Source organism: Polyangium jinanense, assembly GCF_028435265.1.
In the GTDB taxonomy this organism is placed as follows: Bacteria; Myxococcota_A; Polyangia; order Polyangiales; family Polyangiaceae; genus Polyangium; species Polyangium jinanense.
In genome coordinates, this window is record NZ_JAGTJK010000002.1 from 465,515 (window position 1) to 491,316 (window position 25,802).

Annotated in this window: 22 protein-coding genes; 10 read left to right on the forward strand and 12 right to left on the reverse strand. The window is 69.0% G+C overall.

The features are described from left to right. Positions 1-3: 3 nt before the first annotated feature. The 3 genes from KEG38_RS06305 to KEG38_RS06315 all read right to left on the reverse strand — a co-directional run bounded on the left by KEG38_RS06305 (position 4) and on the right by KEG38_RS06315 (position 4,439). On the reverse strand, positions 4-2,454 hold the full coding sequence (locus KEG38_RS06305; protein WP_272418147.1) for a hypothetical protein: 2,451 nt from the start codon (positions 2,452-2,454) through the stop codon (positions 4-6). A gap of 134 nt (positions 2,455-2,588) precedes the next feature. Further along, positions 2,589-3,560 carry an electron transfer flavoprotein subunit alpha/FixB family protein gene (locus KEG38_RS06310; RefSeq protein ID WP_272418148.1) on the reverse strand — a complete coding sequence of 324 codons (972 nt, stop codon included), beginning with the start codon at positions 3,558-3,560 and terminating at the stop codon, positions 2,589-2,591. A 51-nt stretch (positions 3,561-3,611) separates the two neighbouring features. After that, complete coding sequence (locus KEG38_RS06315) at positions 3,612-4,439, reverse strand: electron transfer flavoprotein subunit beta/FixA family protein (protein WP_272418149.1); 828 nt, start codon at positions 4,437-4,439, stop codon at positions 3,612-3,614. Between the two features lie 121 nt (positions 4,440-4,560). Between KEG38_RS06315 and nadB the strand changes: the two genes are divergently transcribed. From nadB to KEG38_RS06330, 3 genes are read left to right on the forward strand one after another with little or no spacing between them, the layout of a single operon-like run. Then, positions 4,561-6,198: an L-aspartate oxidase gene (nadB, locus tag KEG38_RS06320; RefSeq protein ID WP_272418150.1), complete on the forward strand. Its 1,638-nt coding sequence runs from the start codon at positions 4,561-4,563 to the stop codon at positions 6,196-6,198. Next, entirely contained in the window at positions 6,198-7,073 is an 876-nt protein-coding gene (locus KEG38_RS06325) for a CPBP family intramembrane glutamic endopeptidase (protein WP_272418151.1), read from the forward strand. Before nadB ends, KEG38_RS06325 begins: the two co-directional genes overlap by 1 nt. Next, positions 7,070-8,182, forward strand: coding sequence for a patatin-like phospholipase family protein (locus KEG38_RS06330; RefSeq protein WP_272418152.1), 1,113 nt, complete (start codon positions 7,070-7,072; stop codon positions 8,180-8,182). Before KEG38_RS06325 ends, KEG38_RS06330 begins: the two co-directional genes overlap by 4 nt. On the opposite strand, the gene KEG38_RS06335 is transcribed toward KEG38_RS06330, so the two are convergent. After that, positions 8,179-8,598 (reverse strand): SpoIIAA family protein, encoded by a 420-nt coding sequence (locus KEG38_RS06335; RefSeq protein ID WP_272418153.1) that lies wholly within the window; start codon positions 8,596-8,598, stop codon positions 8,179-8,181. The genes KEG38_RS06330 and KEG38_RS06335 overlap by 4 nt on opposite strands. Positions 8,599-8,779: 181 nt before the next feature. Here KEG38_RS06335 and KEG38_RS06340 point away from each other — a divergent pair, with 181 nt between their 5' ends. Continuing rightward, positions 8,780-9,496, forward strand: coding sequence for a DNA-directed RNA polymerase (locus KEG38_RS06340; protein WP_272418154.1), 717 nt, complete (start codon positions 8,780-8,782; stop codon positions 9,494-9,496). A gap of 1 nt (position 9,497) precedes the next feature. Here KEG38_RS06340 and KEG38_RS06345 read toward each other — a convergent pair whose 3' ends face one another. Next, positions 9,498-10,973, reverse strand: coding sequence for a 5'-methylthioadenosine/S-adenosylhomocysteine nucleosidase family protein (locus KEG38_RS06345; RefSeq protein WP_272418155.1), 1,476 nt, complete (start codon positions 10,971-10,973; stop codon positions 9,498-9,500). Positions 10,974-11,058: 85 nt separating this feature from the next. Here KEG38_RS06345 and KEG38_RS06350 point away from each other — a divergent pair, with 85 nt between their 5' ends. Both KEG38_RS06350 and KEG38_RS06355 read left to right on the forward strand, forming a co-directional pair. Beyond that, positions 11,059-12,453, forward strand: a complete 1,395-nt coding sequence (locus tag KEG38_RS06350) for an SIR2 family protein (protein ID WP_272418156.1) — start codon at positions 11,059-11,061, stop codon at positions 12,451-12,453. A gap of 48 nt (positions 12,454-12,501) precedes the next feature. After that, entirely contained in the window at positions 12,502-13,425 is a 924-nt protein-coding gene (locus KEG38_RS06355; RefSeq protein ID WP_272418157.1) for an adenylate/guanylate cyclase domain-containing protein, read from the forward strand. A gap of 3 nt (positions 13,426-13,428) precedes the next feature. Here KEG38_RS06355 and KEG38_RS06360 read toward each other — a convergent pair whose 3' ends face one another. The 3 genes from KEG38_RS06360 to KEG38_RS06370 form a co-directional block, all read right to left on the reverse strand. Then, positions 13,429-13,947, reverse strand: a complete 519-nt coding sequence (locus KEG38_RS06360; protein ID WP_272418158.1) for a class I SAM-dependent methyltransferase — start codon at positions 13,945-13,947, stop codon at positions 13,429-13,431. Between the two features lie 581 nt (positions 13,948-14,528). Further along, positions 14,529-15,449 (reverse strand): hypothetical protein, encoded by a 921-nt coding sequence (locus KEG38_RS06365; RefSeq protein ID WP_272418159.1) that lies wholly within the window; start codon positions 15,447-15,449, stop codon positions 14,529-14,531. Positions 15,450-15,715: 266 nt separating this feature from the next. Beyond that, positions 15,716-16,537, reverse strand: coding sequence for a hypothetical protein (locus KEG38_RS06370; protein ID WP_272418160.1), 822 nt, complete (start codon positions 16,535-16,537; stop codon positions 15,716-15,718). Between the two features lie 6 nt (positions 16,538-16,543). Here KEG38_RS06370 and KEG38_RS06375 point away from each other — a divergent pair, with 6 nt between their 5' ends. After that, entirely contained in the window at positions 16,544-16,954 is a 411-nt protein-coding gene (locus KEG38_RS06375; RefSeq protein WP_272418161.1) for a hypothetical protein, read from the forward strand. Between the two features lie 19 nt (positions 16,955-16,973). Here the strand turns inward: KEG38_RS06375 and KEG38_RS06380 are convergent, their stop codons facing one another. Further along, positions 16,974-17,882 carry an RNA polymerase sigma factor gene (locus tag KEG38_RS06380; protein WP_272418162.1) on the reverse strand — a complete coding sequence of 303 codons (909 nt, stop codon included), beginning with the start codon at positions 17,880-17,882 and terminating at the stop codon, positions 16,974-16,976. Between the two features lie 508 nt (positions 17,883-18,390). On the opposite strand from KEG38_RS06380, the gene KEG38_RS06385 reads away from it, so the two are divergent. Then, positions 18,391-18,993 carry a hypothetical protein gene (locus KEG38_RS06385; protein WP_272418163.1) on the forward strand — a complete coding sequence of 201 codons (603 nt, stop codon included), beginning with the start codon at positions 18,391-18,393 and terminating at the stop codon, positions 18,991-18,993. Next, positions 18,981-20,105, forward strand: coding sequence for a hypothetical protein (locus KEG38_RS06390; RefSeq protein WP_272418164.1), 1,125 nt, complete (start codon positions 18,981-18,983; stop codon positions 20,103-20,105). The genes KEG38_RS06385 and KEG38_RS06390 overlap by 13 nt, the downstream gene beginning before the upstream one ends. Positions 20,106-20,271: 166 nt before the next feature. On the opposite strand, the gene KEG38_RS06395 is transcribed toward KEG38_RS06390, so the two are convergent. Both KEG38_RS06395 and KEG38_RS06400 read right to left on the reverse strand, forming a co-directional pair. Continuing rightward, complete coding sequence (locus KEG38_RS06395; protein WP_272418165.1) at positions 20,272-20,451, reverse strand: hypothetical protein; 180 nt, start codon at positions 20,449-20,451, stop codon at positions 20,272-20,274. Between the two features lie 42 nt (positions 20,452-20,493). Further along, positions 20,494-20,814 carry a helix-turn-helix domain-containing protein gene (locus KEG38_RS06400; RefSeq protein ID WP_272418166.1) on the reverse strand — a complete coding sequence of 107 codons (321 nt, stop codon included), beginning with the start codon at positions 20,812-20,814 and terminating at the stop codon, positions 20,494-20,496. A gap of 195 nt (positions 20,815-21,009) precedes the next feature. Here KEG38_RS06400 and KEG38_RS06405 point away from each other — a divergent pair, with 195 nt between their 5' ends. After that, positions 21,010-21,912, forward strand: coding sequence for a hypothetical protein (locus KEG38_RS06405; RefSeq protein ID WP_272418167.1), 903 nt, complete (start codon positions 21,010-21,012; stop codon positions 21,910-21,912). 242 nt (positions 21,913-22,154) lie between these two features. On the opposite strand, the gene KEG38_RS06410 is transcribed toward KEG38_RS06405, so the two are convergent. Continuing rightward, a complete protein-coding gene (locus KEG38_RS06410) occupies positions 22,155-25,790 on the reverse strand; it encodes a hypothetical protein (protein ID WP_272418168.1) in 3,636 nt (1,211 codons plus the stop codon). Positions 25,791-25,802: the final 12 nt, after the last annotated feature.

Consider the following 25,802-nt stretch of genomic DNA (forward strand, 5'->3'; position numbering starts at 1 on the left):
CCGCTACGGCTTGCCCGCCACCCACCGGATCCGCCTCCGCCCCGACCGCGTATCCTCCCACGCCACCACCATCGCCCCGATCCCATTCGCCGCGGCCGCTGGCCCCGTCTGATAACTCGGCCCATCTCCACCGTCGTCGAGCCGCTTCTCCGCCCCGAAGCTCGCGCCTCCGTCGACGCTCGTCGCAAGGTACACGTCTTTCCCTCCCGTCCGATCGTCCTGCCAAACGGCCGCGAGGCTCCCGGCGCCGAGCGCCACGAGCCGCGGCCGGAAGGCGCTCGCCTCGGCGGGCCCCTCGCCGAGCTTTCGGCCTTGACCGATCACGTTGCCAGAGACCAGCGAGACACGCGCCGTTGCATTCGGCTCACGTTTTCGCATGTCGCTCCAGCCGAGCGCGACCGTCACGGCGCCGCCGCCGGGCACGAAGAGCAGCGAAGGATCGTCGTGCAGGCGCTCGGGCGTGTCCGTGCCGTCGTCGACACGCACGGGCGCCCCGAAGCCCATGCCGCCGTCGACCGAACGCGCGAGGAAGACGTCCCAGTTATAGCTGCGGAAATCGACCCAGGAGACCGCGACCTCGTCGCCGAGGGCCGCGACCGCCGGCGCCCACTGGTTGTTCCGGATGTTCGGTCCGGGATGCATTTTCGTGCCCTCGATCGGCTGGACCTCGAAATCGAGCGTCCCTTCCGGCGCGCGCGCCAGCACGACGCGCTCGTTCCCCGACGAACCGTCGACATAGGCCAGGAACACCCGGCCCTTGGCGCTCGCGAGCGCCGGGAGCCAGGCATCCGGCGTCATGCCTTCGGACGGCAGGAACACCGGCGCGCCGAAGGTTTTCCCGCGGTCGGTCGAGAGCACGCAAGCCACGCGCGCCCCTCCCGCGCTGCGCTCCTGGTACGCGACGTACACGTGATCCCCCGCCGCGAGCACGGCCGGCGTGATCTGCGCCTCTCCCCCCGACGCCGCCGGGTGCGGCATGCCAAACGTTTTTCCTTCGTCCTCCGACGTCGCCACGAGCACGCGTGTCGCCCCACGAGAGCCCTCCTGGAACGCGAGCACGAGCGGCCCACCGCCGCCCCACGCGAGCGCCGGATGGCTCTGCTCCGCGTCCCCCGTGCCTTGCAATGCCTGGCTCGCACCGAGCGCGCCCGGAGCACCCGCGGCCTCCATGGGGAAGGGGAGCGCCGGATCCAGGTCCGCGGCGATCACCGTCTCCACGTATTGGTTTTTCTGGACGCCCGCCGGAAGCAGCTCCTCTCCCACGGCGCGGAGCGTGGCCCGGCGTGATTCCAGCGTCGCCGCCGAATCATTCTCCCCGGGATCCGCCATCACCCACGGCGCGACCTCGATCACCCCGCCCATCTCGTTTTGCCCGACATACGCCCGCCGCGCCTCGCCGGGAACGACGTCGCCCACGACGATCGATTGTCCGTCGAACGGCAAATCGAACAGATTGCCCGTGAGATGCGGGACGACGCCATACCGGACCGCGCCGTGCTTTTGCACCGCGGCCATCGTGCTCTGGCTCAGGATATCCGGCGCCCATGCGTTTGGTTCGTCCGGGCTCTCGGGAAGGGTCCAGCCGGAGAAGGCCTCGGGCTGGACGAAAACATCGGCCCCGAGCGCCGCGAGCCGGTCCACCATGTCCGGCATCCACGCATCCTTGCTCGTCACGATGCCGACCCCGAGCGGACCTATGTCCATCGGAACAGCCTCGCGGAGCGGACCCGGCGTGAGCGCGAGATCGACCTCCTCCATGAGGATCGGATACGGCTTTTTCCGGCTCGTGACGATCTCCCCGTCCGGCCCATACACGAACGCCGCATTGTACACGGCCGGATCGCGCGCCACGTACACGTACGGCACGTCCTCCAAATCAGGATCCGCGAGCGCCGCGATCTCCGCCGGATCCTCGCTCCGCTCGACGCGCCCGCTCACGTTCGTCGACGAGACCAGCCACGCTCCCGTCTCCTTCACGATCGCCTGGTTCGTCTCGTGAAACGCGCGCCACGCCGTGTCCGTGAGCCCAAGCAGGATCTGCGTGGGCAGCGGCGCCTCGGGCCATTTCGATTTGTAGAAATCGATTGGCTTCGTGTATTGCCCGCCGAGCGTGAGGAACGCCGGGAGCGCGCCGTTCGACACGCGCGCCGTCTCCCCGCGGCTGCCCAGGAATCCGGCCGAGAGGCCCGTGTTCTCGGGGAAAACGATGACGTTCGGCCGATCCATCGCGAGGCACGGCGAAACGTGCGTCTCTACGAGGCCGACGAGGTGCGCGCGGTAGCTGTCGTAACTCTCGAAATGCGCCGGATCGACACGCGGCTGCAGGACGAAGACCCGCGCCCCGCCCTCGCCGAGCTCGTCCGTGGGACAAGCGTCGTCGCTGCCCCCAGGCAGCGAATTCTCGCCGCAGCCGACGAGCAAAACACCCAAAACGCCCAGGATTGCGCCGCGCATGGGGCGCAATCCTAGCGGCAAGGCGCACGAATGGAATCGTCCTCGATCACGTCACCAAAAACACGAAGGCCCCCTCCCGCTGTAGCGAGAGAGGGCCTCGTTTTACGCTCGAAAGCGCGTTCTTCCGGGTCGGCTCAGCCCTTCGCCGCCTGGATCCCCTTCACGAGCTCCGGCACCGTCGTGAACAGGTCCGCGACGAGGCCGTAGTCCGCCACCTGGAAGATCGGCGCGTCGGCGTCCTTGTTGATCGCCACGATCACCTTCGAGCCCTTCATGCCCGCGAGGTGCTGGATCGCGCCCGAGATGCCGATCGCGAAGTAGAGCTGCGGCGCCACGATCTTGCCCGTCTGACCGACTTGCAGATCGCTCGGCGCGTAGCCCGCGTCGCAGGCCGCGCGGCTCGCGCCCACGGCCGCGCCGAGCGCGTCCGCGAGCGGGTCGAGCACCTGGTTGAACTTCTCCTTCAGCGCGCGGCCGCCCGACACGACCACACGCGCCTCCGTCAGTTCCGGACGCGCGCTCTTCACCTGGTCGAACGAGACGAACTCCACGCGCTCCGCCGCCTTGCTCGGCCCCGCGTACGCGACCGTCTCCACCGGCGACTGCCCGCCCGTGGGCTCCGCGGCGGCGAACGCGCTCTGACGCACGCTCACCACCTGGATCGGCGTCGAGATCGAAGCGATCCCGAACGCGTTGCCCGCGAACATCGGCCGCTTGTACTTGAGCGCGCCGCCGTCCGCGATGACCTCCGTGATGTCGCTCGCGTAGCCCGCGCCGAGCCGCGCCGCGACGCGCGGCAGCAGGTCCTTGCCGTAGGCGCTCGCCGTGCCCACGACGACGCCGTAGTTCTTGCCGATGGCCGCCACCGTCGGCGCGTACCGCTCGGCGAGGTAGTTCTTCAGCGACGCGTCCTCGACCACGAGGATCTTCGCCGCGCCAAAGCCCTGCGCCTCGGCCGCCGCCTTCCCGGCGCCGTCGCCGATCACCAGGATCGAGAACGTCCCGCCGATCGTCGCCGCCGCCTTCTGCGCGAACGTGATCGCCGAGTGCGTGGTCTTCTTGAGCTTGCCCTCGGCAACCTCCGCCACAACGAGAACGTCAGCCATTCTGATTCCTCTTCTCCGAAATGGGGGTTTGTCTTGTGCCTAGGGAAGTCCTCAGAGGACCTTCGCCTCGTTCTTGAGCTTCGAGACGAGCTCGCTCACGTCCTTGACCTTGATGCCGGCCTTGCGCGCCGGGGGCGCCGCGAAGCCGTGGTACAGCACCTTCGTCGCCTGATCCGGCGCGAGGTCCGCGAGCTTCACCTCGGCGAGCGGCTTCTTCTTCGCCGCCATGATCGCCGGCAGCGCCGCGAAGCGCACGCCGTCGTTGTACTTGTGGGTCTGCGGCGTCTTCAACGAGTACACGCTCGTCGGCGCCACGATGCGCAGGTCGACCGTCACCACGGCCGGCAGCTTCACGCGCAGCGTCGACACGCCGCCGTCGACCTCGCGGCCCACGAGCAGCGCGCCCGCCTCTTCGCGGATCGTCGCGGCGAACGTCGCCATCGGCCAGTCGAGCAGCTCCGCGAGGATCTGCCCCACCTGGTTCGAATCGCCGTCGACCGCCTGCTTGCCCATCAGCACGACGTCCGGCTTCTCCTTCTCGACGAGCGCCCGAAGCGCACGCGCCACGAGATCACCGTCGAGTTTGTCGTCGGACGCGTCCACGCGGATCGCTCGATCGGCGCCTGTCGCCAGCGCGGCGCGCAGCGTCGTCTCCGTCTCCTTCGGGCCGAACGTCACCACCACGACCTCGCCGGCACGGACCTTCGGCTGCGTGCCGTTTTCCGTGAGCCGCAGGGCGGCCTCGAGGGCGTACTCGTCGAACGGGTTCGGCTTCCACTCGAGCCCGGTGGTGTCGATCTTCTCTCCCGAGGCGGGGATCTTCACCTTGTTGGCGTTGTCCGGGTCGGCGACGCGCTTGAGGGGGACGAGGATCTTCACGGTGCGGGAGGCTCCTTTCGACGGCCAAGGGTCGGGCCCAACAGGACGCGCGCGCCCGTCGGGCGGCTGGCTCATGACAGCGTTGTCGTTGTGCGTCAAGGAGCCTGCTACCCTGCCGCCCGTGGCCGTCACGACCGATTTTCTCGTCATCGGCAGCGGGATCGCTGGCCTGACCTTCGCCCTCGACATCGCCGAGCACGGCGAGGTCGTGGTCGTCACCAAACGCAGCAGCGAGGAGTCGAACACCCGCTGGGCGCAGGGCGGGATCGCCGCCGTCATCTCGCCCGAGGACACCTTCGACGCGCACATCAAGGACACGCTCGTCGCCGGCGCCGGCCTTTGCCACGAGGTCGTGGTCGACATCTGCGTGCGCGAGGGGCCCGATCGGATCCGCGAGCTCATGGACCGCGGCGCGCGCTTCGACCGCGAAAAAGACGGCTCGATCGCCCTCGCCCGCGAGGGCGGGCACAGCGCGCGCCGCGTCCTGCACGTCGCGGACGCGACCGGATTCGAGGTCGAGCGTGCGCTCCTCGATCGCTGCCGCGCGCACCCGAACATCCGCATCCTCGAGCATCACATGGCGATCGACCTCATCGTCATGTCGCGCTTCGGCGGCCCCGACGTCTGCGTCGGCGCGTACGTGCTCAACACGGCCACGCGCTCGGACGGCGAGGACGACGCGAAGAGCCACCTCGTCGAGACGTACCTCGCGCGCGCCACGATCCTCGCCTCGGGCGGCGCGGGCAAGGTCTACCTCTACACCTCGAACCCCGACGTCGCGACGGGCGACGGCATCGCGATGGCGTACCGAGCAGGCGCCGAGATCGCGAACATGGAGTTCTACCAGTTCCACCCGACCTGCCTCTATCACCCGCAGGCGAAGAGCTTTCTCATCACGGAGGCGCTGCGCGGCGAGGGCGCGATCCTGCGTTTGCCCGACGGCACGCCGTTCATGGCGAACCACGATCCGCGCAAGGAGCTCGCCCCGCGCGACATCGTCGCCCGCGCGATCGACTTCGAGATGAAGCGCACGGGCAGCGAGTTCGTCCTGCTCGACATCACGCACAGGCCCGCGAGCTTCGTCTGCGACCACTTCCCCACGATCTACGCCGAGTGCCTGCGCTTCGGGATCGACATCACCTCGCAGCCGATCCCCGTCGTCCCCGCGGCGCACTACCTCTGCGGCGGCATCAGCACCGACCTCCACGGCCGCACCACGATCCCCGGCCTCTGGGCCGTCGGCGAGTGCGCGTGCACGGGCCTCCACGGCGCGAACCGCCTCGCCTCGAACTCGCTCCTCGAAGGCCTCGTCTTTGGCCACCGCGCCGCCGTGCGCCTCGCGAGCACGATCGGCGAGCTCGGAGAGAGCCCGTTCCCCGAGGTCCCCGAGTGGCAGATCGGCGACGCCGTCCCGAGCGACGAGGAGGTCGTCGTGACGCACAACTGGGACGAGCTGCGCCGCACCATGTGGAACTACGTCGGCATCGTCCGCTCGAACGCGCGCCTGCGCCGCGCCGCCCGCCGCATCGCCCTCTTGCAGGACGAGATCCGCGAGTATTACTGGCGGCACCTCGTGACGCGCGACCTCCTCGAGCTCCGCAACATCGCCACCGTCGCCGAGCTCATCGTCGGCTGCGCGGCCGCGCGCCACGAGAGCCGCGGGCTGCACGCGACGATCGATTATCCGCAGACGAACGAAAAGTTCGCCGCGGACACGGTGGTCAAGCGGGGCGTCGTGCCCCATCTTCGAGGTCGTTGATGGATCCGGACGAGGACGAACGCCCGAGCAGCCCGCTCCTCCCGCGCCCCGAGGGCGGCGAGCGGTCGATGAGCTACCTCGCCGCCGCGGGCTTCGCGGTCGGCACGACGTTCGTCTACATCTTTTTCCTCGCGTTCATCGGCTCGATCCGCGGCGGCGATGGGCGCACCGACCTCGTCACGAGCTTCGGCTGCCAGCTCGTCGCCACGCTGAGCGCGCTCTTCCTGATCCTGCAGCTCCACGCGCCGGACAAATCGATCCGCGACTACCTCGGCGTGCGCGCCACGCACCGCGGCTTCTTCCCGCTCGCGGCAATGCTCGGCATCGCCGTGCAGATCCCGGCGAACGCGCTCTACGACCTCATCGTCAAGCGATGGCCCACGGGGCAGCCGCGCGAGGAGATGCTCCAGGAGGAGCTCGCGGGCGGCGTGCCGAAGCGTTTCCTCTTCTTCGTCATCCTCGTGCTCGCCGGCCCGCTTCTCGAAGAGGTCTTCTTCCGCGGCGCGCTCTTCCGTCCGCTCCGCCGCCGCTACGACGCCCTCGGCACGGTCCTCGCGACGAGCACCTACTTCGCGTTCGCGCACCTCGAGTGGCAGCTCGTCCTGCCCATCGGCCTCGTCGGCTTCTCGCTCGGTTTGCTCCGCAGCGCGAGCGGCTCGCTCTTGCCGAGCTTCATCATGCACGGACTCTTCAACGGCATCACCCTCGGATCCGTCTACTCGCGATCCCCCACGGACGTCGCGGACAACACGCCGATTCCGCTCTCCGTGACGATCGGCGGATCCGCCGCCACCATCGTCTTGCTGCTCCTCGTTCACCTCCTCGGAAAGAAGTCCGAGCTGGCGCGCGAGGCCCGAGGAAAGGACGAAGCGTGAACGACGCGCCCCGCTCCTCCCACGAACCTCCGAAGACCGCCCTCTGCTTGCCCGGCGGAGGCCTGACCGGCGCGCTCTACCAGATCGGCGCGCTCGCCGCGCTCGCCGACGGCGTGCGAGGCGTCGACGGACAGAGTTTTTCCCTCTACCTCGGGCAATCGAGCGGCGCGAGCGTCGCAGCCGCGCTCGCCGGCGGCATCCCCGTCGATCGCCTCTACCGCGCGCTCCTCGATCCGGTCGACAACTTCTTCCCGCTCGAACGGAGCCACGTCTTCCGCATGGACATCGACGAGTGGCGCCGCGCGCTCTCCACGTCGTGGGTCGCGATTCGCCACGCCGTCGCGCGCCTCTCGTCGCGCCGCGACGCCGTCTCGCCCACCGCGCCGAGCCACCTCTACCTGTGGGAGCAGATCGATCGCCTCGCCGACTCCCTGCCCGCGGGCTTCTTCACGCTCGATCGCTACGAGCGTTTCCTCGCCGAGTTTTTCCTCCGCCGCGGCATCCCGAACGCCTTCCGCGCGATGCCGCGCCCCTTGCGCATCCCCACGTACGACGTCGACTGCGGCGACCGCATCCTCTTCGGCGCCGAGGGGCACGAGGACATCCCGGTCTCGCTTGCGTGCGCCGCGACGCTCGCGCTCCCGCCCTTCTTTTCGCCGATCCGCATCGGGGATCGGCACTACATCGACGGCGGGCTCGGCGACGTCGCGCACCTCGACGTCGCGGCCGAGGCGGGCGTCGAGTTCGCGGTCGTCGTGAACCCTATGGTGCCCGTCTCCGTCGCGCACCGCGCCGTCCCCACGGGGCACGGCGTACGGCAGAGCGTGCGCGACAAGGGCCTGTTCTGGGTGATGAACCAGGCGATGCGCATCGGCACGCACGCGCGGCTCGCGCAGAACGTCGAGCAGATCCAGCAGAAGACCGGCATGCACGTCCTCGTGCTCGAACCCGAGCCGACGGACGTCCTGCTCTTCTTGCACAACCCTTCGAACCTCGCCGCGCGCCGCGCCATCCTCGAATACGCCTACCGCACGACGCGCGAGCGCATCGCCGAGTGGATGGAGAAGCGCCGCGGCGTGGTCGCGCGCCTCGGCTGGGAAGCGGCTTAGGTCGCGCGCAACGACGCGCGTTGCGCGGCGAGCCAGGCGCGGGCGCTCGCCTCGTCGTCGAAGAACGCCGTGGGCGAGGTCTTGCCCTGGACCAGTCGCGCGGCCGTCTCCAGCATGGACACGACGACGCGGACCTGGAAGTTCGTCCCGACCATCGCCAGGGGTCCCATCAGCACCATGCGCCGGTCGTTCGCGGCGAGCTGCCGCGCCTGCATGGTCGGGCCGGGCGTGCGCGACACGTCGCACAAGAGCAGGACTTGCCGTCCCCCGGAGACCTCTTCGAGCACGTCGAAGACCGCCACCATGTCGTCCGCCTCGATCGGGCCGTCCCACGACACCATCACGAGGTCGGGCGGCTCGAAGGTCACGCGATGGGCCGAGCCGATGCGGAAAATGCGCGGCGCGTCGTGTTCCAAGGCTACTCCGCCGTCGTTCCCCGACATTTGTAGCGAGGACGTCCACGGATATCGCCCGGCCTTCACCTCGTCAACGAACACCTTCGGGGCGCGCCTGTAAGTCTTGCTGGGCTCTCGACGTTCTCGGGGCATGCCGGCCCTTGAAAGCCGCCCCTCGCTGCGCTCTCCTCGGAGGATCCCGATGCTCGCCCGTCCTGCTTTCCTCGCGTCCCTCGCCACCGTCGCCCTCGCGGGCCTCACCGGCTGCGCGAGCCTCGTCCCGTTCACCCACGAGATCCGCACCGAGCACGGGCTCACCGACGACGAGGTCAAGAACCTCCAGTTCTACAGCTCGCACGGCATCACGCTCCGCCGCGAGATCGAGTCGGGCGGCCGCAAGATCACGCCGGGCCACAAACTGCTCCTCATCTCGGGCAAGCAGATCGAGGAGGTCGTGATTCCGGCGAAGACCCCGGGCGTCGCCGTGAAGGTCGGCCCGCGCGCGCTCGCCGTGAGCTTCGAGCCGGGTACCTCGCTCGTCTTCACCGTGAAGGGCTCGCGCCTCGCGATGGATGATCGCAATTTCCTGCGCCCGCTCGCGCTTGATCCTTCGCCCGCGTCGCCGTTCGAGCGGAACGTGACAAACCTGCTCGGCCAGCAGTTCGCGCAGCCGCCGAACCCGTTCCCGGGCAATGACAGTAATGCTGATCTCGCAGGCCCCGGGGCGGTGGCCAGCGACGACGCGAGCGGCAATTACTGGCTCGACACGGACAGCGCGGGCCGCATCTCGTTCGCGGGCAAGCTCTGGAACAGCGAAGAAGACAGCATGCAGGCGCACCTGCTCATCGACTCCGATCTTCTGGAGGAGGTCGACAAGAAGCGGAACGTCCTGCACGGCGTGAAGCTCGAGCCGAAGTGATTCATTCGCGCTCTTTGCTCTTCAAAAACGGAATCGGGTGGCTCTTCAAGAGCTCCACCGTGTAACTCGCGGCCACATCACACGCATACGCTCGAAACTCTTGCACGCGCGGCGTGTTCTTTTGCTCGTCGGCGAGGTCCGACACGCCGCGCACCATGAAGAACTCCGGCTGACGCGCCGCCGCGAAGCACGCGCTCGCCACGCCCGCGGCCTCCATCTCCACGCCGATCATCGTTGGCCACACGCTTCGATACTCCGTGAGCACTCGCTCGACCGCGACGACCTTGTCGCCCGACGCGATCGGCCCGAGGTGGATCCTCGGCGCGCCCTCGCCCGGACGCGGCACCAGGAGGCTCTTCGTCCACGCGTCGCCGAGCACGTTCAGCGCCGCCGCGTAGAGCCGCCGTGATGCTTTGTGCACCGACCATCGCACCTCGATCCCCTGCTCCGTGAGCTTTTGCAGCTCGTAATCGACGACCTGGTCCGAGATCAAAAGATCCCCGAGCGAGACGCGGTGCGCCGCGACGCCCCCCGCGATCCCCACGAGCACCACGTGCCGCGGCCGCCAGCGCTTGATCGCCTCGCTCGTCGCCGTCGCCGCATTCACGCGGCCCATTCCGAGCAGCGGCAGCACCACGATTCGATAGCTGCCCGAGCCGTCCGTGACGGGCAACGTGGCCCGGAAGTAGACGTGCACGTCGTCCTTGCGCGGCACGACCCGCTCGAAGCCGGGCAGGCGTCGCAAGAGCGCGTCGCGTTCCTCGGGCAGCGCCGTCACCAGCAAAAAATCGACCCGCTCGGGCTTCGTTTTCGACGCGCTCTTGCGCTCCCGCGGCCCCTTCGGACGATCCGTGGCGGTGACGGGCTTCCGGCCCGAAAGCTCCTCCGTGATGAGATCGAGCAGCCGCTCGGCGACGTCGTCGGCCGCCTCGCGCGTGGCAATCGGCGTATCGAGCGCGGCGAGCTGCGCCCGCGTCACACGCCGGTAGAGGCCTGTGCCCTCGAAATCGGCCATGATCTCGTCGAATGCCTTCTTCGCGTCGCCGCCCGTGGACGGCAGCGGAAAGACGGGCACCTGCTCATTGCGCGCGGTTTGATAGGTCTTGTACGTACCGCTGATGCCGCCGATGAGCACCACGGCTTGCGCGCGCCGGACGCTTTCGACCCATTCGGGCACACCTTTCTCCACGTAAACCACGTCCCCGCCGAAAAAGGCGGGCTCATCGGGGCGCGGGACGATTTGCTTGAGGCGCGTGGAGAGCGGGAGCCCAAGAGCTTGCAGCTCACCGGCGAAGGCCATCGTCGCGGCCTTGTCCACGCCGTTCCAGCCGCACGTCACGAGCCCTGCGCCGCTCTGCGCCAGCGCCCGCCCGATCGCCTGCGCCGTGAGCTCCTCCGTCCTGGGCAACGGCGCTTTTCGCGAACCCGTGCCCGCGACCTGCACCCACATCTCCTGCCCCTCTGCGGCGTCACTCATGAAGGCGGAGTCTACCAGGCGCGGCGCCTCGGGTGTACGCTCGAGAGAGCCGCGCGGCGCGGGCCGGGCGCGAAGGAGCCGGAGCATGGATCAGGGCCTCACCGATTTCCTGCGAGATTACGTCGACGCCCTCGAACGCGGGAGCGCGGCCCTCTTCGTCGGCGCGGGTTTGTCGATGGCCGCGGGCTTGCCCGGCTGGGGCAAGCTGCTCGACGGCATGGCGCGCGAGATCGGGCTCGACGTGGGCAAAGAGCACGACCTCGTCCTCCTCGCCCAGTTTTACGTCAATCGCCAAGCCGGCAGCCGTTCGTACCTCGAATCCCTCGTCCGACGCACATTCGATCGGGAGGTGGGGATCCCGGACAACCACCGCATCCTGGCAAGGCTCCCCATCGGCCATGTCTGGACCACCAATTATGACGAGATCCTCGAAGGCGCGTGGCGGCAGGCGGGCAAGTCTTTCGACGTGAAATCCCGCAGCGTGGACCTGACGACCTCGGACCCCGAGGCCGACGCGGTGCTCTTCAAGATGCACGGCACGGCCTCGCAACCGTCCGAGATCGTCCTGACGAAAGACGATTACGAGCTGTATCCCCGCGCGCGACCGGGATTTTTGGAGCTCCTCGGGACCGACCTCACGACGCGCACCTTCTTGTTCCTCGGATTGAGCTTCACGGACCCGAACCTCGGACACGTCCTTTCCGTGCTGCGCCGATCGTTCGAGGACGGCGCGCGCCGGCATTACGCGATCCTGAAGCGCCCCTCGGATCCGTACGACGCGCAGCGGTTCGATCACCACGTCATGGATCTGAACCGGTATGGCATTCGTGCGCTCGTCGTGAACGACTATGCCGAGATCACGAACGTCCTGCGCAAGCTGGAGCGGCGTCGGGCGCAGCGCAGCGTGTTCGTATCGGGCAGTTTTCCCGAGGACGGGGACGAAAAGGAGCGCGCGTTCGTCACGACGATCGCGCGTGGCGTCGGGCGCATCGTGGGCGCGAGGAACCTCAGGCTCGTGACGGGGCTCGGGCGCGTCGTGGGCAGCGCCGCGGTCACGGGGCTCGTCGAGGCGCTCGACGGACGAACGGCTGCGGCCATTTCGAGGCGGCTCGTGGTGCGCCCGGTCCGCGAGGTGGTCCCGCCCGGCGCGTCGCTGGAGGCGTGGAAGCGAAAATCACGCGAGGACCTGCTCGCGCAGGCGGGCGTGATGATCGTCATCGGAGGATTGCGGCGCGGCGCGCCCGCGCCCGGGGTGCTGGAAGAGTTCGAGATCGCGAAAACGCAAGGCCTCGTCGTCCTGCCGATCGCGGCCACGGGGCACGCGGCGCAAGTGATTCACGAAAAGATGCGCGCAAACCCCGCCGCACATCTCCCCGCGGAAATCGACGCAACCTCGTTCGATGCGCTCGGGGCGGAGGCGAAGGACGAAGGCGCGATCCTCGCGGCGATCGAGCGTTGCCTCTCGCGCCTCGCGACGTAAGCCTTCGGGGTGGATTTCGAGGGCCCGCGCGCCCTAGGATGCCTGGCGATGCCGAGCATCTTCTACGCGCCCGATCAGATCCGCATCGACGTCGAGGAGAGACAAACCCTCTTGAATGCCGCGCTTTCCGCCGGCATCCCTCACACCCACGTCTGCGGCGGCCACGCGCGTTGCTCGACGTGCCGCGTGATCGTGGTCGAGGGACTCGACAACATCGAGCCGCCGAACGAGGTCGAGCGCGCGCTCGCCGAGCGCCTCGGCTTGCCGCGCGAGGTCCGCATCGCTTGCCAGGCCACGGTGCGCGGGTCGGTGCGCGTGCGCAGGCTCGTGCTCGATGACGACGACGTCGCGCTCGTCGATCGCATGCGCAAATCGAAGGTCGACCTCACCCCGGTCGGCGAGGAGATCCGCGTCGCCATCCTCTTCTCCGACATTCGCGGCTTCACCCCGTTCACCGAGGCCCTCTTGCCGTACGACGTGATCCACGTCCTGAACCGCCATTTCGAGGCGATGGGCAGCGCCGTCGCGACCGAGGGCGGGTTCATCAACAATTACATGGGCGACGGCTTCATGGCGCTCTTCGGGGTCGATGGCAAACCCGACGCCCCGATGCGCGCGGTGCGCGCCGCGCTCGGCATGCTTTCGGCGATGACATCGAAGATGACGCCGTATCTCCTCGCGACGTACGGGCACGCCTTCGACATCGGAATCGGGATCCATTACGGCGAGGCCGTCGTCGGCCCGGTCGGCTCGAGCGACCGGAAGGCGATCACCGCGATCGGCGACGCGGTCAATTTCGCGAGCCGCATCGAATCCGCGACGAAGGACATCGGCGCCCGCCTCCTCGTCTCGGAGGCCATTCATCGTGAAATCACCGGGCGCGCCGTGATCGGAAAAACCGCGCGTGTCTCCGTCAAAGGAAAAACCGGCGAGCACGAGCTCTTCGAGGTGACGGCCGTCCGCGAGGGCTGACGCTCAGTTTTTCCGGTACACGAGCAACTCGTTTCCGTATTCGAGCCTCCGCATTCGCCGGAGACCGTGCTGCGCCATCACGCGATCGAGGATCCGAGGATCCAGGTATTCGATGCCGATCCACGTGAACGCTGGATTCGGATTGACGACCACCACGTGCCCGCCCGCCGTCAGATGCTCGGCCATGGTCGCCGCAGCCCGATCCAGGTGCGGCACGTCATTCAGCGCGTGGACCGCCGTCATCACGTCGTATCGCTTCCGCAGCCGCCGCGTGGACGCGCTCGCGCTGAAATCGAATCGATCGACCCCGTCGATGCGCCTTCCCGGATGCCGCCCCCGCGCCTCGCGCACCACGAGCCCCGTTCCGCTGCCGACATCGAGCATCGAGCGGAACGGCAATTCGTCGAGCATCGTGAAGAGCGCCACGAGGTCCATCCGATAGCTCGGGGATCGATGAAACGCTTCGAGCTCCCATCGGGGCCGCTCGGCGACTTGGATCGGTTGCAGGGCGACGTGGTTCATGGTGCAGCCGGAGCAGGAAAACGTGGTGCGGACGGATGCTGCATTTGCACCTCACGTGCCACGGCTTTGACGCGTGGTTTTGCGTCGCAGGTCCTCGGGCGCGCTGCGCAGGTTGCGCAGGAACGGCGCGACCTGCGCCGCGCCCTTCCCGCGCTGTCACGGCCTACAGGCCCGGGATGCTTCCGAAGAGCGACGAACGCCGGCGGGGCAGATGAGGCGCTCGGGTCGCTGCACGACCCGAGGCGGCTGCGTCGCGTGGAGCGTGCGCGTACGGGGAAACGCTGCGCGGCGCAGCCGCCTCGGATCGGTGACGAACGACCGGCAGAAGAGGACGATGGAGGCGAGAGGTGCTTGCCCAGACGCGCGCGCCCCCATCGCCCTCTTCTGCGGGCCGTTTATCGGAGAACCCGCCCGAAGCCGAACACGGCGCCTTTTCGTTTACGAGGCCAGGAGGACCGCGTTCGGCTCGGGCAGGAGGGACTGGCGTCGCCCGAGAGCAGCAAAGCCGCGCCCCTCGCCCACGCCCTTGACCGACCCCCGAATTTTGTTCGCTGATTTTTCGAGAAAGGTGGGAGCTTTTCCTACTTGGCGAACTCGAACGGCGGGAGACAGCAGAACGTCACCACGTCGGCGGGGTCTTCCGAGGCTGCGCCCGTAGGCTCGCCTCCCGTCGCAAGGCAGATGCCGGGGAGGTACGCGAGGTCCGTGATCGCCTTGCTCCCGAGCGCTCGGCCCGGCGGGTAGACGTTCGTGCATTGGTCTCCGAACGAGGCCACGTCAACCGTGTCCGCCCCGACTTCGCACGCCACATCGCTGTAAAACCGCAAATTTCCAAGGCACGCGCTCCCGACGGGGCTACCGCCGCACTCGCACGCCGTGCAGTCGCGCGTGTCGACGGGCAGCTCCCCGTAGAGGTGGATGGGATCGTAGCGGTCGTAGTTGCCGGGGCACTTGTTGTGCTTCCCCTTCAGCGCGACGCACTGGAGCCATGGGTAGGGCAGATCGTACATGCATCGCCGCGTCGTCGGATCGCACGTGCCCTCGCGCTCTTTCGCCTCGCAGGCGAGGCCGATCCACTTCCAGTCGGTCGCGGTCGTGAAGCTGGCCGGCTTCGTGATCGACGGGCAGGATTCACTCGTCGGGCCGGGGAGCGGAGAGGCGTAGACGGACTGCGCGCAAGGCTCGCCGCCACAATCAGCCCCCGCCGGCAGGGCGTTCGTGCTCGTGCACGAGCCGTCCCAGCCGGCGGGTCCTCCGAAAGGGAGCCCGGGGGCTCCGTCCTCCGCGCACGAGGCGGCGCGTACCTCGATCGTCTCGGGGAGCTTGGTGCACGAGCCTTCCGATGCCGGACACGAGCACTCGCACGTCGCGGGGGGCGCATTGAGGTACGCGTAGCGCCGGTACTTCTCGAAGAACTCCACATCGTCGCCGTAGCCACCCAGCTTGCGCGCCTCGTCGCAGTTCGCGGGCGCGAGCTCACGCGGCCCATACCAGAGGAGCATCGGCGTGCGCGGCCAGTCACCGGCCGACTCGCTGCTCGGCTCGGGGACGCAACGGCCGGGGCATTCGATGGCTTGGGGATCCGGGTTTGGCGCTGCGTCGCTTGCGTCCGCGCCGTCGGCAGCATCCGTGCCGGCGTCAAGGCACTCGGGGGCCGGGACGAGCGCATCGGGATCGCATTGTCCCTGCCAAAAAGCCTCTGGCGCTGAACATGCGCCGACCGCATAGCCGAAAGATGACGCCAATAAAAATGCGAACCTACGCATGATTAAAACTCCCATCCTACCCCGAGCGAAACACTGAGCATCACTGGCGGTTGGTCGACGATGACGGTTTGACCAACCGCGATCTTGGTACCTTTCGTCAAGCCTAGAACATCGGTTGCTGCATCCACCCTGAAGGATGGTGAAACACGCAATTGTGCGCCGACCCGACCACCCGCTCCGGGATACACGTCGACGAAACTTGCTGCCTGGTAGCTTTGCGCGGAGAAGTCGCCCTTCATCACGCCGAGGTGGCCAAGCGCGCAGCCGAACAACCAGCGCCAGTGCCCGCACGCGCTGAGAAGCCCGCCTGCCGTCATCGCCGCGATTTGCCTTCCCCCGACACCCGTCGTCAGCCACGCCGCACGCCCCTCGAGCCCGAGCGACACGTACTCGCTTGCTCTCCAGCTTCCGCCTGCCACCAAACCCACCGCAGGCATCCACGACGCCACGCCGAACACCACGACTGGCCCACCTCCGATTGACCAGCGTTTTTCTTCGGACTTCTGCGCAGGCCGCGGATCCTCGTACCCCCACGGGTCCTCTTGCTTCGGGAGATTCGCATCGCCCCCAACAACCACCCGCTCTACCTTCGGCGGGTCCTTCTCCGGTTCGTACACCGCTGGCACAGGTGGGGCAGGCACGGGCAGCGGTTTCAACGTGACCGGGAGCTGCTTGTCCTCGCGCTTCTTCACGGTGAACGGGACGATCGCCTCCTCGTACCCGTCGAGCGTCGCGCGCAGCTCGTGGTCTCCCGACCGCATGAAGATCCAGAAGGACGAGCGCCCCATGCGGTTCTTCGGCTTCCCGTCGATCGTCACGCGCACGCCCGCATGCGAGAGGAGCACCTCGATCCAAGCGCCTGCGTCACGCGCGACTTCGTGCGCCTCGAAAAACCGTTTCCGCTCGGCCGGCGTCGCCTTCACGGCGAGCTGGAGGGCGTCCAGGAGATGGTCCGTCGCCTGCTCGGGCTTACCGAGCTGCACGAGAAGGACACCGAGCCGGCCGGCGATGAGGGGATCCGGCCGGAGTTTGAGCGCCTGCCGGTAGGCCGCGACTGCCGCGCGCGGACGGCCCGCGGCGGCCTCGCGATCTCCCAGCGCTGCGAACGCCTGGAATCGCTGCTCGTCGGTGCTCTCCTCAGTCTCGTCGGCATCGTCGTCAGCCTGCGCCCACGCGGGCGAGACGAGGCCAACGACGATCGCGGACACCGCAGCGAGCCGACGCATACGCCTAGATCCTAGCGCATTCTCGCGAGCGGTTCTAGAGGGACCAACCTCTCCCCTCCGTCACGGAGCGCTCCGAATCTTCACTCTCGCCTGCGTCGGTGGCGTCCGGCGCTAGGGGCGCACGGGCACGCGCGGGGCCAGACGTTCGCAAGGGTTCTACGGGATTCGGTGACCGCGACGGCGCGGATGCACTCGGGAGATCGTCGGGGACAACGAGCGCGGCACCGGTGGCGAGACCCGCGAGCACGCGCGCCGTGCCCGCGAAGGAGGCTCGCACGCGGGCCAACTCCGGCTCGGGGCAGTGCATGCAGGCGAGCGCGAAGATGATCGGGCCGGACAGATGCGCGGCACGGTGGATGCACTCGTAGGCGCTGCGCATCGAGACAGCACGACGTAGCCGCACGAGCAGCACGCCAATCCAGTCCTCGCGCTCCCCGAGGTGGTAGCGAAGGTGGTCGATGGCGGCGGATCGCCTCGACTTCACGGTGCCGATCGAGATCCGAAGCCTCTCCGCGGTTTCCTCGTACGAGACGTCCATGAGGTCGACGAGCACGAACACCGCGAGGTATCGCTCAGGCATGCTGCTCATCGCCGCCGTGAGCTTGGTTCGGGCTTCGGCGAGGAAGGCGTCCTCCTCGGGCGTCCGCCCGCGGCCCGCCGCCGGCTCGGCGTCGTTCGTGTCCGCGGAGAACAGGCGCCGCTCGCGCCGCTCTGCGCGGCGCGCCTCGCGCTCGACGTTCTTCGCAATGCCGAACGTCCAAGGGCGAATGCCGTCCTCGTGGGGCACGTAGGAAGGGAGGCGGGCAAACGCTCGCGCCATCACTTCCTGGACGCACTCCTCGGCTTTCGGGGTTCGTCGTCCCCGGCGCACAAAGCGGGCGAGTTCAGGGCAAACCGCAAGTAGTTCAGTCCACAGTTGGGAAAGTTTGGCAGGACGCTCCATGCGCGCCCCATGACCGAGCGCGGGATTTGGTTCGCAGAAATCGACCGTCGCATGTCGATTTCTTCCGGCCCCCGAAAAACGCGTCAAGTCGAGCGATTATCTACCACGGCGGGGGCTTGTCCGGCAAGAGTTGGGTCTGCGCCCCTTGCAGGCATTGAGCGCACGCGCGAGCTCTCGGCGCGCCGTTACGACGTCGCCGCCCGTCGCCGAGAGGAGGGCCTTGGCAAGCGAGGCGCGCGCGTCCATCCCCTCACGTGCGGCGGAGGCGTAGAAGCAAGCGAGGTCGTGGTCGTCGATGGCGAAGCGGGCCTCCATGTCGAAAGCGGCGAGACACGCACTGCGTTGACGGGAGTTCGGTGTTCCTGCTCAGATTCAGGAAATGAGACGTCCGCGTTGGCGCCGGCTCCTCTCCCTGGGCTTTCTCGGTTGCCTGACGCTCTCGCTCGTGCCCCTTGGCTGCTCGTCGGCGAGGCTCTACCGCCCTCCGGCGCCCGATGACCGGCCGCGCGTGCCTGAAGCCACCGCAGAGCGCCTCAGGGCGTGTGTGGATGAGCTCAGCGGCACCATCGAGCCCGGATACTACTCGCTCGACGCCTCGGTGAAGGTCGACCAGGAAGGTCGTGTCGTGGAGGTGGAGACGACGGGCCAGCCCAATCCGGACGTTGGGAGTTGCATGCGGCTCGCCCTGCGAGGCATGACGCTGCCCGAGGATGTCCTCGAGAGGGGCATGTTGCGTACGTCCGCGTCGGCGAACAGGCAGGCGATGCCGGATCGGGGGCCGATCGGGGAGGTCGTGACCATCGTGGTCGTCACGATCGTCTTCACCGAGGTCATCATCGAAGCCTTCGCGATCGCCGTCGGCGTGACGGTCACGGCGACGGTCGCGGCGGGGGCGGCGGAGGCGTTTGCGAAGAGGAGAAAGCGACGGAGCTGTACGACGCATTATGAGATGTGCATGGACGATATCACAGGAGACGAAGATGGGAATCATCGAAAGGAATCCCTCTGTGGTACGTGCCTATCGATATGCACAAACAAGAAAGAGTGGCCCAGACAGATCGGCACAGGGCAATCCTGTTTGTATCGGGGATATAGCGAATGGGACGACTGAAGCACGGCAGAAAATTGGAAGGGGAAGAGCTTGCCTTCGTGAAGGCGCACGGCAAGCTCTTGGTCGAGTCGCTGAAGCCATGCCGGAACTTCGCCGAGGCCGTGGAGGACTTCCGCAAGCTCGAGGCGGAGTTCGTGGAGCGCGCCGGGGACGACGAATTCGATGTGACCGAGACGAGGCGGCGCATCGCTGAAACCATCCTGTTGCTAGCCCAGGACAAGCATCCCCCCTTCGAGGCCTGCCGCGACGCCTGGAACGATCTGGTTCGCCTCGGCTTCTCGGGCATCGATATCGAGTGCAACACATCCTGGCGTTACGCGGACTGCTGCGCGTATGACGAGCGGCCTGACGAAGGGCTCGCGGTGCTCGAGCCGCTCCTCGCGAAGCTCGAGCGGCAGTTCCAGGACGCGAGGGGGGCGGGGGCGGAGTACCCCGCGCACTTTTACGAACACGAGATCGAGCAACTGGCGAACCTCCGGGACGCGCTCCTTGCCCAGAAACGGGGCGAGGTCGTCCCGTGGCTAGAGACCCGCCGCGCGGACGAGGCGCAGCAGAGCACTCCGCCAACGCCGGAGGAAGAACAGGAAGACGCGCTCTGGGATGAGTTCGCGAGCGCGCGCCGCGCCGTGTACAACACCTTTGCAAAATCAAAAGGTCGGAGCTTTGCCGACGTCGCGGCCGACTACCGACGGGTCGAGGCGGAATTCACGGCGCGCGCGGGCGAAGGCAAAGCGTTCGAGGAGTGTGTGCGCGACATGAGGGCAGCGACCGCCGAGTCGATCTTCATGGCGGCGGAGATGCTCGGCGCGCCGTTCGCTGCATGGCGTGAGGGCTGGGACGCACTCGTCCGGTCCGGCTTCATCAGCGACGGGAAGGGATGGGTGCATAGGGGGATGTACGTGGAAATCTGCCTCGCGAGCAACGAACCCGAGGCGGGGCTCGCGGTTGTCGAGCCGTGGATAGCCGAGATCGAGGGCCAGCTCCAGGAGCCCAAAAAACCGTTGCAGCCCCCGGGGCACACCCGCGCGGAGCTCGGGCGCAAGCTCGAGGAGCTGCACGAGCTACGGGACAAGCTCATGGCCAAGCGCAGGGGCGGCGAGCCGTCGACTTGAGGATCGGGACAAGGCCCGGCGAGGGTTTGTCGAGGCGGGCTCGTCGCCGTCCCGCACGAAGCGCCGCGGGCGTGGGTTGGTGCGGCGTGAGAATGCGGACCTCGGTGCCCGCCGCCGCCGCGGGGACGAAGTGGAAGCGCGGCCCCCCGCCTTCCATCGTGTTTCGTCAGTACTTTCGCTGCTTGCGGAGGAGCTTCGCCATCTCGCGAGGCGTAAGCTTGCGGATGATCTCGACAGGGCGGGCGAGGTCGCGCTCGTCGGGGAGGATGACCAGATCCCGCAGCGGGACGTCGAGGTCGCGGGCGAGTCGTCGGAGCGTCTTCATTGCCTCATCGGTGATCGCCATGAATTTCCTGTAGCACGACCCGGTGTGCGGACAAACCCCCGCTCAGCGCTTGGCGAGCTCGCGGCGCACCTTCGCTACCTCGCGCGTGGGCATCTTGCGGACCAGTTCGGCGACGCGGGCGCGCTCGTCCTCGTCGGGGAAGGTGAAGAGGTACAGCGGCGGGAGTTCGAGGGCCTGGGCGATGCGAAAGATCGTCGGCACCGTGATCGCCGCGAGGCCGTGCTCGATGCTGGAGAGGTGGCCCTTCGAGAGCTGGGACGCGTCGGCGACCTGGCCGAGGGACACACCGCGTTCGACGCGCAGCTCGCGGAGACGTGCGCCAATCTTCGCGGCGTAGGGTTCGGGTGTGGACCTTCTGGGCATGGCGGACGTGTACCATGCGCCGGATGCGGGGACAAACCCCGCATCCGCCGAACGAGGGCGAGCGCGCTCGCCGACGGGCTCGGACTGCCGCGCGACGTCCGCATCGCCTGCCAGACCACGGTGCGCGTGCCGGTGCGCGTGCGCAGGCTCGTGCTCGACGACGCCCGTTTCCCCCTTCCTCGCCCACCGCGCCTCGTGTCCCGTGCCATTCCCATGCCGAACGCAGGCGCTATCAAACCGACCGATTTCACGCTCGACGCGCTCCACCAAAAGCTCGGGACGCCGGACCAGGCCCTCGTCGATGCGATCGTCGACGAGGAGACCCGCGAGGAGTTCATCGCGCTCGGCTCCCAGATCGCGAGCCGCCATATCCTCTCCGACGCTCCGCGCATTTATGGCGTCGCATATGCATTCCTTTCCACCGCGACCGAGGCGCAGCGGGACAAGATCGACGTCTCGCAGGATCTCGTCGCTGTGGGCGTCCATCTGGCGCGCGAGCTCACCGAGCTCAACAATGGCACACGGAAGGCCGGCGAGGAGGCCGACGCCGGCCGCTCGCAGGCCGAGCGCGAGGCAGCGGCCGCGTTCGCCGAGGGCCTCGGGCTGCGCACGCGCACGGTGAAATTGCTCAAGGGTATCGCGGGCCGCGACGCCAACGAGCGGAAGCGGGTCGACGATCGGACGGGGACCGCGGAGAACGCCGAGGCCCTCGCCCAGGGGCTCGAAGCGCAGGCCGCATTGCTGCGCGAGTTGCTCGCGCACGAGAGCGACAAGATTGCCAAGCGGCTCGCGCTTTATGGGGCGACCGAAGCGCGGGCGAAGAAGCTCGACGATGCGGCCGCCCGCGTCCGCGCGACGGCGAAGGCCGCCGATGCGCGATCGGTCGCGAAGGTGCGGCAGCTCGAGATCGATTTCATGGACGGCGTCAACCTGCACGTGCTCGGCGAGTTGATCCACGCATTCGAAGCGGCGCACGACATGGACGCGAGCATCCCGCGCCTCGTCCCCATCGCGACGCGGCGCCTGCTCGCGCGGCATGGCGCCCGGCGCGCCGCGGAGGTGGCTCCCGAGGCGCCTCCCGCGGGCGATACAGCCTGACACGGCGGCCGGCCCGGTCTCGGCGGCGGCTCGCCGGACGATTCCTTACGGTTTGCTCATCGGCAGCCGCGGCGGGGCGGGGGAGCAGTGGTGGCTCGGTGGGTGCTCCGCGGCGGCTCGGGGGACGACCCGTCGCGGCTCGGCGCGGGCGCCGTGGCGGCTCGGAGGACACCCCGTCGCGGCGCGGCAGACGACCCGTCGCGGCTCGGCGCGGGTGATTCACGAGGCGAACGACGCGGAAATCAAAGCCCGGGGATGCTTCCGAAGAGCGAAGGCTCGATCTTGCCGACCGTTGCTTCGACCTCGAACCGATACACCACGCCGTCGACGTCCTCGGCGACGACGTGCCGGAGCGCCGCGGGATCGCCCCGCGTCACGAGCACACGATCGACGTGGAGCTCGACGCGCAAGATCCCCGTGCCGGGCTCGCGCGGCCCGCCCGTGAGCACGACCGTCGTGGGCGATGACGATCCCGGCGCGGCCGAGAGCGAAAACGTGCCCTGCGGGCCCATCGCGAGCGCACGCCACAAGGCGAGCAGGGGCGTGGCCACGCGGCGCGGCGCCGACGGGCCCTGGCCGTCGCGGAACTGGATCGAGGTAACGCCGTCGTAGATCAGCCGATCGTGGCCGTGCACGTCGCTCAGCACCGCGAGACGGAAGGTCGCGCCGTCCCGCGCCTCCACCTCGACGGCGACCAGCGGCACCGTGACGATCGCGCCATCGGGTCCCGTCGCCTGGCCCTTGATGAGCGCAGCGACGGGCGAAGTGCGCGGATAAAGCGCGTCGATCGCGCTGCCGAGCTCCTCGCCCGCGCCCGCGGGCGCACTGACGCGCTCGGGCCAGGTGAGCGGCGACGCGAGCGAGACCGGCGAGATCCGCGTCGATTTCACGGGCTCGGTCGCGAGTGGGCCGAACGTGGCGAGGTCGTTCTCCGTGCCGTCAGGAGGATCGAGCAGGAGCAACCGACCCACGTGCGTGAGCGCGGCCGTCTGCGGTAGGCCCGGCGCATCGAGCGCGAGCGCAGGCGTGGCCGAGGCCGCGAAACGCGCGGCCACGGGCGGGAAGGGCAGGGGAGGCAGGAGCGGCTCGGGCGGACGGCCCGGGTAGACGAGCGCGCGGATCAAGGTCACGCCGAGCGGATCGGCGGCGCGCAGCGCGTCCGTACGGTCGCGCGGGACCCAGTCGAAGGCCTCGCGCACGGCCGACACCAGCGCCTCGACGTCGAGCCCTTCGCCCTGCATGCGCTCGACGGACCATTGCAGCGCGGCCGTCCCGCCTTGCTCGGCGGCCTTGCGCAGGAGCGGGATGCCGCGCTGCGCCGCGCCGCGCGACAGGGCCACGAGACCCGCGCAGGCGAGCATCGCCGCGTCGCCCGGCGGCCGCGAGCCCGCGCGCTCGAGCCGCGACATCGCCTCCTCGTAACAAGCGACGGCCGCGCGGTGGGCGCCGAGATCGTCGAGCCTGCGCCCGTGCCGCACGAGCTCGAAGGCCGCGCGCAGGTGCACGCGCCCGTGCCGCGCGTCGCCTTCCTCCTCGCTCGCCTGGAGCAGCCCCGGCAGCTCGTCCACGCCGCGGGCCTGCTCGCGCATCAGCGTGAGGTACCAGGCGACGTCGGCGCGGCGCTCGCGCATGTACACCTCGCCCGGGTGGTCTAGACAAACATCCACCCAGCGCAGCGTGTCCTGGAGCGCTTCGAGCCGCGCGATCGCCTCGTCCTTCCGGCCGAGCGTGGAGAGCAAGTGCCCTTCGAGCAGCGCGGCCGAGAAGCGCACGCGGTGCACGACCGCGCCGAGCCCGCCGAGCGAGGCCCGCACACGTTCGAGCCGTTCGAGCGCCGCTTCGGGTTTGCCCGCGCGCGCGAGCACCGCCACCTCGTTGTAGGCCGCCGCCGCCGCGATTTCGTGGAACGGGCTCTGCCACGTCCCCGCGAGTCGCTCGGAGAGCGCGCTCAGCACGGCGAGCGCGTCGTCGTAGCGCCCCGCGAGCCCCAGCGCGGCGCCCTCGTTGCACGCCGCGATCGCCGCGAGCGCGCCTTCCGCCGGGGCCGGCGAAGGACCGAGCCGCTCGCGCAGCGCGCTTGCCCGTTCGGCGGCCTCGTCCGGCCGGCCCGAGCGCGCGAGCACGAACGCCGTCAGGCACGCGGCCGCCGCTTCCGTCTCCCGCTGCGCCGGGCTGCTCCCGCCCGGCGTGGACAGCGCCGCGTGGCTGAGCGCCGCGAGCGCGCGCGCATCGTCGCCGCGCTCGATCGAGATCACGCCGAGCACGAGCGCCGCGTCCGCCGCGAGCGCGCGCAGATCCACCGAGGACGTTTGACCTGCAAACTTCCACTCCCCGGCGAGCTCCAGCGCGGCCGACAGGCTGTCGGTCGCGAGGGCGAAGCGCTCGCGGGCCGCGTGGCGCTTGCCTCTGCGGTAGAGCGCGAGCAGCACGGCCTCGAAGATCTCGGGATCCTCGTGCCTGCGGTCGTGGAACCTCCGCACGACCTCGTCGTACTCGCCCGTCTCCGTCTGCGCCGAGAGGTCGCCGAGCGCGAGGAACGCCTTCGCCGTCTCCTTGCTCCCGCGCTCGTCGCGCACCGCCTCGCGCACGATCGCCGCGCAGATCTTGGCGGCCTCGGCGTTCCGCCCCTGCGCCCGGAGCGCCATCGCCTCGGCCAGGCGCTCGGCGTGCTGGGCCGAGAGCTTGCGCGACGAGAGCGGATCGGCCCGCGTCGGCCGCTCCGTGGGGCTCGTCGGGCGGCTGCTGGACGCGCTCCCGGGCGGCGACGACAGCCCCGGCGAGCTTGGCCTCTCCGTGGGCACGACGCGGATGCCTTCCGCGGGCGTCGCCTGGGGCGCCGCGCGGCGCGCTTCGATCGCGGAGAGCAGCTCCGCCGACATGGGCCGCGCGCGCGCGCCGACCTTGATCGGGCTCGTCTTCGAGAGGCACTGCACGAAGCGGAAGTACGCGTGCGAGAGCCCTTGCGGATCCGACGTCGGCTCGACCTCGGCGGCGAGGCGCGGGGCGGGCTTCGTCGTGCTGCGCTGCGGGATCTGCGCGAGCTCGAGGTAGAGCGAGAGATCACACGCGGGCAGCGCCAGCGTCTGTCGGAGGAGCGCTTCGAGCCGCGGCCGCGCCTCCTCGATGAACGCGCGCCCCGCGGAGCCGTCGGCCACGTGCACGAGCAGCGGGAACAGGTGGATCGGCCGATCCGTCGAGGCGATCGCGCGCCTGCCATGCGCCCAGGCGCCGAGCTCGATGGCCTCTTCGAGCGACGCATCGTCGAGCACCACCACGAGCTTGTCGGCGAGGTGCGAGGTGAGGAGCGCCGTCGTCTCGGTCTCGCCCGTCGGCGCGTCGAGGAGCACCGCGTCGTAGCGCCCGCGGAGCGCTGCGGCGATCTCTTCGAGCACGCCGGGGAACGCTTCGAACCCGTCGAGCGGGCGGTTTCGTTCGCGTGGCGTGTCCTCACCGCCGACCGGCAGGAAGTGAAGCTCCACCGTCCGGTCCTCGGGCAGACCGGGGTAGCGCAGGGGCACGCGCCGGATCGTGGCCTCGTTTGCCTCGATGATGCGCTCGACGAACTCGCGCGCTGCGCCGCCGCCGGCGGGCCCGCGCGTCGCGGGGAAGCGCCGGGCTTCTTCGCGCACGGACGCGAGCAGATCGACGACGCCGGGCGCGGGCCGCGGCCTCGGGGTGCTCGACGTGGCGGCGCGGCGCTTCGTGTCGTCCGGGAAGTACCGCGTGAGTGTGGGCGAGTCGACGGCGAGGTCGACGACGAGGACCTTGTCGCCGCGATGGGCGAGCAGGGCCGCGACGTTTGCCAGGGCCATCGCGCGTCCCGCGTCGCTGCGGGCCGACGCGAACACGGCGAGGTAGCCATCCCGAACGGTAGGCAATCGAAAACCCTC

Coding starts and splice junctions, on each gene's coding strand:
- KEG38_RS06305 (WP_272418147.1), bottom strand. CDS start 2,454: ATGCGCGGCGCAATCCTGGGCGTTTTGGGTGTTTTGCTCGTCGGCTGC.
- KEG38_RS06310 (WP_272418148.1), bottom strand. CDS start 3,560: ATGGCTGACGTTCTCGTTGTGGCGGAGGTTGCCGAGGGCAAGCTCAAG.
- KEG38_RS06325 (WP_272418151.1), top strand. CDS start 6,198: ATGGATCCGGACGAGGACGAACGCCCGAGCAGCCCGCTCCTCCCGCGC.
- KEG38_RS06340 (WP_272418154.1), top strand. CDS start 8,780: ATGCTCGCCCGTCCTGCTTTCCTCGCGTCCCTCGCCACCGTCGCCCTC.
- KEG38_RS06345 (WP_272418155.1), bottom strand. CDS start 10,973: ATGAGTGACGCCGCAGAGGGGCAGGAGATGTGGGTGCAGGTCGCGGGC.
- KEG38_RS06350 (WP_272418156.1), top strand. CDS start 11,059: ATGGATCAGGGCCTCACCGATTTCCTGCGAGATTACGTCGACGCCCTC.
- KEG38_RS06355 (WP_272418157.1), top strand. CDS start 12,502: ATGCCGAGCATCTTCTACGCGCCCGATCAGATCCGCATCGACGTCGAG.
- KEG38_RS06360 (WP_272418158.1), bottom strand. CDS start 13,947: ATGAACCACGTCGCCCTGCAACCGATCCAAGTCGCCGAGCGGCCCCGA.
- KEG38_RS06365 (WP_272418159.1), bottom strand. CDS start 15,449: ATGCTCCTCTGGTATGGGCCGCGTGAGCTCGCGCCCGCGAACTGCGAC.
- KEG38_RS06375 (WP_272418161.1), top strand. CDS start 16,544: ATGCGAGAGGAGCACCTCGATCCAAGCGCCTGCGTCACGCGCGACTTC.
- KEG38_RS06380 (WP_272418162.1), bottom strand. CDS start 17,882: ATGGAGCGTCCTGCCAAACTTTCCCAACTGTGGACTGAACTACTTGCG.
- KEG38_RS06390 (WP_272418164.1), top strand. CDS start 18,981: ATGGGACGACTGAAGCACGGCAGAAAATTGGAAGGGGAAGAGCTTGCC.
- KEG38_RS06395 (WP_272418165.1), bottom strand. CDS start 20,451: ATGGCGATCACCGATGAGGCAATGAAGACGCTCCGACGACTCGCCCGC.
- KEG38_RS06400 (WP_272418166.1), bottom strand. CDS start 20,814: ATGCCCAGAAGGTCCACACCCGAACCCTACGCCGCGAAGATTGGCGCA.